This window comes from Magnetococcales bacterium (genome assembly GCA_015231925.1).
Lineage (GTDB): Bacteria > Pseudomonadota > Magnetococcia > Magnetococcales > JADGAQ01 > JADGAQ01.
The window spans coordinates 1-8,871 of record JADGAQ010000085.1; the positions used below are offsets into that span (position 1 = coordinate 1).

General features: G+C 62.6%; 6 protein-coding genes. 1 reads left to right on the forward strand and 5 read right to left on the reverse strand.

The annotated features are described in order from the left end of the window. The first annotated feature begins 80 nt into the window (after nt 1-80). Nucleotides 81-1,661 (forward strand): GMC family oxidoreductase, encoded by a 1,581-nt coding sequence (locus tag HQL56_10700; GenBank protein MBF0309984.1) that lies wholly within the window; start codon nt 81-83, stop codon nt 1,659-1,661. A 430-nt stretch (nt 1,662-2,091) separates the two neighbouring features. Here the strand turns inward: HQL56_10700 and HQL56_10705 are convergent, their stop codons facing one another. From HQL56_10705 to HQL56_10725, 5 genes are all read right to left on the reverse strand, one after another. Beyond that, entirely contained in the window at nt 2,092-2,334 is a 243-nt protein-coding gene (locus HQL56_10705) for a DUF2283 domain-containing protein (GenBank protein MBF0309985.1), read from the reverse strand. Nucleotides 2,335-2,407: 73 nt separating this feature from the next. Beyond that, on the reverse strand, nt 2,408-3,679 hold the full coding sequence (locus HQL56_10710) for a DegT/DnrJ/EryC1/StrS family aminotransferase (protein MBF0309986.1): 1,272 nt from the start codon (nt 3,677-3,679) through the stop codon (nt 2,408-2,410). A gap of 501 nt (nt 3,680-4,180) precedes the next feature. Then, a complete protein-coding gene (locus HQL56_10715) occupies nt 4,181-5,404 on the reverse strand; it encodes a type II secretion system F family protein (protein MBF0309987.1) in 1,224 nt (407 codons plus the stop codon). A 525-nt stretch (nt 5,405-5,929) separates the two neighbouring features. Next, entirely contained in the window at nt 5,930-7,891 is a 1,962-nt protein-coding gene (gene tadA, locus HQL56_10720) for a Flp pilus assembly complex ATPase component TadA (protein MBF0309988.1), read from the reverse strand. A 180-nt stretch (nt 7,892-8,071) separates the two neighbouring features. Beyond that, a partial coding sequence (locus HQL56_10725) for a tetratricopeptide repeat protein (GenBank protein MBF0309989.1) occupies nt 8,072-8,871 on the reverse strand: 800 nt, incomplete at its 5' end.

Here is an 8,871-nt window from a genome sequence, read left to right on the forward strand (position 1 = left end):
GGCTCCGCCCCGAACCCCGCCGGGGGGGATAATCCCCCCCGGACCCCCGTATTTTCTCTGCGTTCCCTTGGAGAACTCCTTTGGACTCCTCCACCGTCATCATCGGCTCGGGCCTGGCGGCCCTCTGGTGCGCCAAAGCCTGCATCGCCCGCGGCCTCCGCCCCCTCATCCTCGACGGCGGCGATACCCTCGACGCCTCCCGCCAATCCCTCATCGACCGCTTGCGCGCCACCCCCCCCACCCTCTGGTCCACCGCCGACCGCCTCGCCATCCAGGACACCCCGCGAAGCGACCGACGCCTGCCCAAAAAACGGGTCTTCGGCTCCGACTACCTCTACGCCCACACCCGACTGAACATGCAACGCCACAACGCCACCGGGGATGTCACCCTGGCCCTCGGCGGCTTCTCCAACGCCTGGGCCGGCGCCCTCTTCCCCATGATCGCCGACGACATGCAGCAATGGCCCCTCTCCCGAGAGGCCCTCGATCCCGCCTACCGGCGCGTGTTGCAGGAGATCCCCCTCTCCACCGCCGAAGACGACCTGCAACCCTTCTTCCCCTCCCATGCCATCCCCTGCCCCGCCCTGCCCGATGCCGCGCAGATCACCCTGCTGAAACATCGCCTGCAACGCCATCGCCTCACCCTGCAACAGCACGGCCTGCTCTTCGGCCAATCCCGCCTGGCCATTCGCGCCGCCGCCGACAACCACAGCCCCGGATGTCAGCTTTGCGGCAACTGCCTCTCCGGTTGTCCAACAGGCGCGGTGTACAACGCCGGACAGGAGATGCTCCGCCTGCAGCAGCGGGGCGAGGTGGACTACCGCCCCGGCATGATCGTGGACTGGCTGGAAGAGCGCGACACCACCGTGCAACTGCACGGGCGACACGCCGACGACACACCTTTCCGACTGGCCTGTTCCCGCCTTTTCCTGGCAGCGGGTGCATTGGGCTCCAGCCGCATTCTGATCCACTCCCCCTTCTGGAGCGGAGAGCCTCTGCGCCTGGTCTGCAGCGACAAGTTCTTCGTGCCTTGTCTTCAAGGGCACGGTGTGCCGGGGATCGTCGACGAGGCCCGGCACGTCTTTCCGGGGCTCTTCCTCCTGCTGCGCAACGAAGGGATTTCCCCCTGCCACCTGCTGATTCAGGTATCGCCCATGAACGCGCTGGCCATGAACGCCGTGGGCTTGAATCCCGTGACCATGGGCAGCCGGATGAAGCGGCTGCTCAATCCGCTCCTGAGTCGGGGGCTCTTTTTCTGGGGATCGCTGCATTCGCGGGATTCCAGCCATCTGGAGGTGCATCGCGGCGAGACCCCCACGGGACCGTGGCGGGTGGTGGGGCGGGAAAATGAGGGGAGCGGCCTGATAGTGAAGCGATTGATGCGGCTGTTTCGGGGGTTGCGGCGGCAGACGGGATTCGTACCGCTGGGAATGGCGGCGATGTTGGCCGGACCGGGTGCGGGCAACCATTTGGGAGGCAGTTTTCCCATGGTGGCGGGGGTTCCGCAGCGGGGTCAGAGTGATTTGTTGGGGCGACCGGGGGGGTTGCAGCGGGTGCATCTGGTCGACAGCAGCACCTTTCCCAGCGTGACGGGGACCACCATCGGCCTGACGATCATGGCCAACGCCTGGCGCATCGGCAGCGAAGCGCCGGAGGGGTAGTTGAGTTATACGGGGGTCCGGGGGGGATTATCCCCCCCGGCGGGGTTCGGGGCAGCGCCCCGAGGTGTTGACCCGGCCTTTGGCGGGTCGAAGCCAAAAGGGGAAATGCCCAACTACGCACACTCTCCAAACCCTGTCCCCACTTCGACCCGCCGGAGGGGGCAAGGGGAGGGACTCACCCTCCCCTTCTTTGAACTCAACACCCGGACACAGCCGGGGTTGTTCAAACGAAGTTTCTGTTCAGGTATACGGGGGTCCGGGGGGGATTATCCCCCCCGGCGGGTCCAGGGCAGCGCCCTGGGACTCATCCTTTTGCTGTTGACTTCCGACCCCATGGGGTCCAGGGGGCACCCCTGGGACTTTGCCTTGCGCCGTTGATAGGGTCATGCCGCGCTGTACAGGGTTCTGAGTCGTTGCTATGGAAGCATCCTTACGATGAAGCAACCATTCGTTCCCACTGGTCGCCCGTTTGGGTATTGGAGACCATCAGCTTTCCCTGGTCCGGTTGCAATAACTGCTCGTTGGCGTTGAGCAGTTCGATACCGCAAACCTTGCCATCGGGTGAAAGGTCGATGTTCAACTCCTCGCTGATGCGCAAGGTTTCCACCTCACCCATCTCCTCCCGAAGACGGATGTAAGCGACATTGTAGCGGGGGTCATAGGACAAAAGCATTACTCTTCTCCCGAGTCAGAAGAACTTGACAATTGACTGACACAAACCTTTCAGGGATTGGAGAAGGACCAACTCACGCCCTGCCGAAAAACGCCCGTATCACCCGTATCACCCGCTCCACCTCCTGCACATCATACCCCGGATAGGTCGGCAGATAGATCAGCGAACGCGCCGTCCGCGCCGCCGAGGGACACTCCCCGGCATACGGCGCAAAACAGGGCAAGGCCGCACAGTTCTTGTGATGACTCTCCGCCAGATCAACCCCCCGACTCAGGGCAAAAGAGACCAACGCCTCACGATCCTCGTACTGCACGGGATAATAGCTGTAACCGTGCGAACCATCCTCCCGCCAGGGCGGCAGAATCAACTCCCCGATATCCTGCAAACCCCGATGATACCGCTGCGCAGTCCGCACCCGCGCAGCCAGATCCGCCGCCACCCCCGGCAGTTGCGCCAGCCCCAGCCGCGCCTGCAACGGCGTGTAGCGCACCGCATAACCCTCCGGCAGCACCGTTTTGAGCTGCGGATCGATATCGAAACTCAAATGCTTGTTCAACCAGGCGATCTTGCGCTGATAAGCGTAACGGAACAGATAGAAGGTGAACATCCCGTACAACAACGGATGGGTCAGCACATCCGTGACCACCGCCTTGGCCACCAGGCCCAGAAAAGCCCCTTGCGGCTGCCAGGGCCACTCCCGCCGCTGCTCCCGCACCCGCTCGTAAAGCCCGCGATGCGGCGTGACCAGCAACCCCCCGTAAAAGGTGTTGACCCCCTTGTACAAGCCGAAACTGAAAATGCCCACATCCCCGAAAGAGCCCACCGACCGCCCCGCCAGACGTGTGCCGAAGGCCTGGGCGGCATCCTCGATCAGCGGCACGCCCCGATTCCGGCAAATCTCCTGAATGCGCGGCATGTCGCAGGCCAAGCCGTAAAAGTGGGTCACCAACACCGCCCCGACATCCGGGTGTCGCCGCAACGCCTCTTCCAAAGCCGAAGGATCGATGTTGCAGGTGGCCCGGTCGATATCCACAAACAGCGGCACCCCGCCCGCGCACACCACCATGTTGATCACATCGGCGATGGTGTAGGGCGAAAGGGCCACTTTTTGCCCCGGACGGATCAAGGCCTGAACCGCCGCATAGATGCCCACACGAGCCATGGGCATGTCGACGCCGTAAGGTGAACCGATTTGGCCGCACAAGGCCTCGACCCACTTCGCCAGATCCTCCTCGCCTTTCAGGCGATGTCCCGTCAGCGACTCCCACAGAATGCGCAGGTAGCCGTCGAGCCGAGTGTAGAGCCGGGAGCGAGCTTTGGGGAGATGGGGAAGGGAAAATGCCATGGCAACCCTGTGTAGACGAATACGGGGGTCCGGGGGGGATTATCCCCCCCGGCGGGTCCAGGGCAGCGCCCTGGGAACTCTTCCTGTCTCCTTTGACTCACCCCCGCCCAGCTAACGGGAGTCGAACCTCCGGGGGCCTCATCCCCGGAGGTTCGAGGACCCGGCGGGGTTTTTATTACCCCGTGAAGGCGAATCGGCCTCATCGATTCGCCTTCACGGGGGCCGGACAGTGATCGCCTCTCGCGGGCAATCCGGTCCTGGCCTGTGCCAATCAAACGGACGATTGGCACAGGCCAGGACCAATGGCTGGCTCGCTTTCAGGCCATCCTTTTCGGCAAAAGGACGCCGAAAAGGATGGCCGTCAGCTGGGCGAGCCTGAAAGGATAGAGGATAAAGGAAAAAGAATAGATGATAAAGGATAAAGGATAAGGAAAAGTTCAAGGGGGGCAGCAGAGCTCCCCCCTTGACCCCCCAACCCTTTTTAATACTTAAAGGATTTATCTACTTCTTGGTGGCCGCCGCCCCCATCTCCCACATCGGCATGAAGATACCCAACGCCAACACCAGCACCATGGCCCCGATCACCAACAGCATGATCGGCTCGATGGCGGAACTCAGATTGGCCACCTCGTACTCCACCTCCCGCTCGTAAAACTCCGCTACCTCCTGCATCATGTCATCCATGGCGCCGGTCTCTTCACCCACCGACATCATCTGCATCACCAACGGCGTGAACATGCCACTGGTGAATGCCGCCTGAACCATGCTCTCCCCACGCTCAATACCCACCACCATCTCTTCAATGCGCTTTTGCACATACGCATTGTCCACCGCCTCCGATACCGCCCCCAAAATCTGAATGGTGGGCAACCCCGACCGGGATCCCATGGCAAAAGCACGGGAAAATCGCGCCAACGTGGCCCGGTTGATGATCGAACCCACCAGCGGCATGCGCAACTTCTGCCGGTCCCACCACAGCTTACCCATCGGGGTTCCGACATAGTAATTGAAGGAATAGAACGCCGCCACAATGGCGCCGATAATATAGATAATATATTGCTGCGTGAAATGCGAGGTGTTCAGCAAGATCCGGGTCATCAGGGGCAGTTCGGTTTTGAAACCCTTGAACATTTCGGCAAAGGCGGGGATGACGAAATAGTTGACGATCACCATGGCGATGGTGATGGCGATCAGCACGAAGGTGGGGTAACGCAGGGCGCTTTTGATGCGCTTGCGGGTCTCCTTGTCCACTTCCATATATTTGTAGAGCTGGTTGAAGGACTCTTCCATGCGTCCGGTCTCCTCGCCCATGCGCACGATGCGCACGTAGAGGTGGTCGAAGATGCGCGGGTGGCGGGCCAGAGCGCCGGAGAGGTCGCGTCCGCCCTGGAGATCCTCGACGATCTGCCGCATGGCTTCGACGAGTTTTTTGTTGTGGGTGCTTTCCACCAGTCCCTGAAAAGCGCGCACCAGGGGTACACCCGATTTGGCCAGGGTGTACATCTGCCGGGTGAAGAGCAGGAGGTCGTCGATGCTGGGCCAATCGATGAAGATGGCCAGTTCGATGCCTCCCTCGGCGGCGGCGTTGCGCATCTCCTTGACGGAAATGGGAGTGATGCCCCGGTTGAGGAGCTGCTCGACAACGGCTTCGGTGTTGGGACCAAGGATTTTGCCCTGAACGGTGGCGCCGTTGCGGGATCGTCCGGTGTATTCGAAATTGGCCATGGACGGATAGCACTCGATGTAAGGACAAGATATACGGGGGTCCGGGGGGGATTATCCCCCCCGGCGGGGTTCGGGGCAGCGCCCCGAGGTGTTGACTGGCCGTTGCGGTCCGCCGCAGCCAATGGAATCCCGAAAGCCGCCATCCCGCACCCAACAGATTTATCGCAGCGGACCGCGGGGGGGCAAGGGGGGGCCTCATCCCCCCATCCTTGAACGCCACTCCCGAGCAAAAGCCGGGTTTTCCCCGTGCAAAGCCTGCCGTGAAAAGCAACGGCAACGGCGAACTTCAACGGCAAACTTCAACGGCAAACTTCAACGGCGAACTTCAACGGATGGGGGGATGAGGCCCCCCCTTGCCCCCCCGCGGTCCGCCGCGATAAATCCGCTCCGCATGGGATGGAAGCTTTTGGGGATTCATGGGCGGCGGCGGACCGCAACGGCCAGTCAACACCTCGGGGCGCTGCCCCGAACCCCGCCGGGGGGGATAATCCCCCCCGGACCCCCGTATTACTGAAAGACCTCCGCTCAACCGGCCGGTCTGGCCACCGGGGCGCCGGGAGGCCGCACCGCCGGCGCTCCCGCAGGTCTCGGCTGACCCGCCGCCGGCGCTCCCGCAGGTCTCGGCTGGCCCGCAGGAGCCCCCGCAGGTCTCGGCTGACCCGCCGCCACACCCGGCCGCAAAGCCACCACCGGAGCCGTCTTGACCTCCGCAGGCCCCTTCACCTCCGCCGCCGGCTGCGCCTCCGCCGCCAACGCCGCCTCCTCCTCCGCCGTCGGCCCCTCCTCCACCAGCTCCGTGGTCAGGCGCATCACCTCTTCCATGGTGGTCACCCCCTCCAGAGCATACTCCAGCGCCGCCAGATGCAACGGAACATAACTCGGCAGCTTCTTGGCCTCGGCAATGAAACCCGTGGTGTCCCCCTTGCCCAGATAGGTCACCAGCGGACCCCGCATCTCCAGCATCTCCAGTACCGCAATACGCCCGGCGTAGCCCGACTTGCTGCAATCCCCGCAGCCCACACCCCGAACCAGAGTGGCCTGCTGGGCCCGCGCACCGATCATGCCCCGCAACAACACCATCTCCCGCTGGGTCGGCTTGTAGCTCTCCTTGCAGTTGCGACACACCCGCCGCACCAGACGTTGCGCCACGATGCAACGCAACGAGGAGGCCACCGCGAAACTCTCCACCCCCATATCCACCAGACGGATCGCCGTGGAAACCGCATCGTTGGTGTGCAGGGTCGACAGCACCAGATGGCCCGTCAACGCCGCCTTGATGGCGATTTCCGCCGTCTCCTTGTCACGCATTTCACCGACCAGGATGATGTCCGGATCCTGCCGCAACACCGTGCGCAATACCGAGGCGAAGGTCAAACCGATCTTGGGCTTGACATGCACCTGATTGACCCGCGGCAGCCGGTACTCCACCGGATCCTCCACGGTGATGATCTTCTTGGTGGGCTCGTTGAGACTGTTGAGCGCCCCGTACAAGGTGGTGGTCTTGCCCGAACCCGTGGGCCCCGTCACCAGAATCAACCCGTTGGGCCGACCGATGTAGTAACGGAACATCTCCATCATCTGGGGCCGCATGCCCACTTTTTCCAGGCGCAAATTATCCGCATCCTGGGAGAGCAGACGCATCACCACCGACTCCCCGTCCTGAATCGGCAGCGTGGAAAGACGCACATCGATCTTGCGCCCCTTCACCGACATGTTGAAGCGTCCGTCCTGGGGCAGCCGCTTCTCGGCGATTTCCAACCCCGCCATCAGCTTCAACTTGGAAACCAGCGCCGGGGCGATGCGCTTCTCCTTGACGATCTGCTCGTGAAGAATGCCGTCGATGCGCTGCCGAATGCGCAATACCTCTTCGTCCGGCTCGATATGAATGTCGGAAGCCCCCACCTGCACCGCATCCTCGAAAAGCGATTGCAGAATCTTGACCACGGGAGCATCCACCACCATCTCGGACTGGACAATCTGGTCCAGACTGAAGTCCGATTTGGCGACCTCCTCCCCCAAAGCCTCCACATGTTCGCGGATTTCGTCGGTGCGACGATAGAGACGGTCCAGCACCCGCAACAAATCGCCCTCGCTGACCATGGCCACCCGTGGCGCATGACGCAGAATGCGGGTCAACTCGTCGAAGATGAAGACATCCGCCGGATCGGCCATACCCACCAGCACGCTGCTGTCGGTCTTGGCCAAGGCGATGGCGCGGAACCGACGCGCCGCCGATTCGGGAAGAAGGTTGACCACCTCCGGCTCGAAGGAAAACTTGCGCAGATCGACGAAAGGAACGTCCATCTGCCCGGCGAGAAACTCCAGAAACTGGTATTCCGACAGGATGCCCAGATAGGAGAAGACCTGCCCCAGCTTCTTGCCGGTCTTCTTCTGCTCCACCAGGGCCGTCTGCAACTGCTCTTCGGTGATGACGCCGTGTTCCACCAGGCGTTCGCCGATGCGCACCTTCTTGCGCTGTTGCGCCAGAAAGGAGTTGAGCTTGCTTTCAGTGACGAAGTTGAGCGCCAACAACGCCTCGCCCAGCTTCAGGCCGGAACTCTTCTGATGCTCCAGCGCCTTGGTCAACTGCTCGGCGTTGATGATGCCGCTTTCGACCAGCAAGTCACCCAGACGGACCTTTTTCTTGAGGGCTTGCACGTTTCACCCCTAGCCCGACAGAGCCTTGACGCGATCCTGGATGAACTTGCGCAACTGGGCATCCAACTGGCCGCGGGACAGGGCGTTGCGATAGGCCTGCAACGCGGCCCCCGGCTCGTTGACCTTCTCCAGGGAGATGCCCAATCCCATCCACCAGGTACCCCGCGCCGGATTCTGCTCCAACAGCTTCTCGTAAAGATCGATGGCCTTCCAGTGGTTGTTGGTGCGCTGATAAAGCGCCGCCAGCAAAGCCATCATCTCCGCGTCGGGCTCCCCGCCCTGGGTGCCCGCCTGCTCCAACACCCCCAGCGCCGCCTCGTCCTTGCCGTCTTCCACCAGAATGCGGGCGAAGAGCTTGGCCATGTTGGCATCAAAGGAACGTTGCAACCCCTCGGTCAGCAGCGGATAGGACTCGCTGCCCCGCCCCTGCAGATAAAGCACCTTGGCCAGTAGATAACGCGCCCCCTGATGGTTGGGATCCAAACCCAACGCCTCCCGGGCACGGGTCTCCGCCATGGCGTTGGCTTTGCGCTCCGCCAGGGCTTCCGCCTCCCGATAGACCTCTTCCGCCCGACGCCCGTCCACCACCGGCGGGGCCGCGATATGCACACTCATGCGACCGGCCGGCGTGGTGTTGACCTGAACCGGCTCCGGGGCTTTGCGAGGCTCCGCCATCCGCGCCGGTTCGACCATCTTCACCGGTTCCGGGGCCTTCACCGGCTCGGGAGCTTTCACCGGCTCCGGGACCTTCACCGGCTCCACCATCTTTTCCGGCTCCGGGGGCATCCGCGCCAGAACCTGGGGCTTGG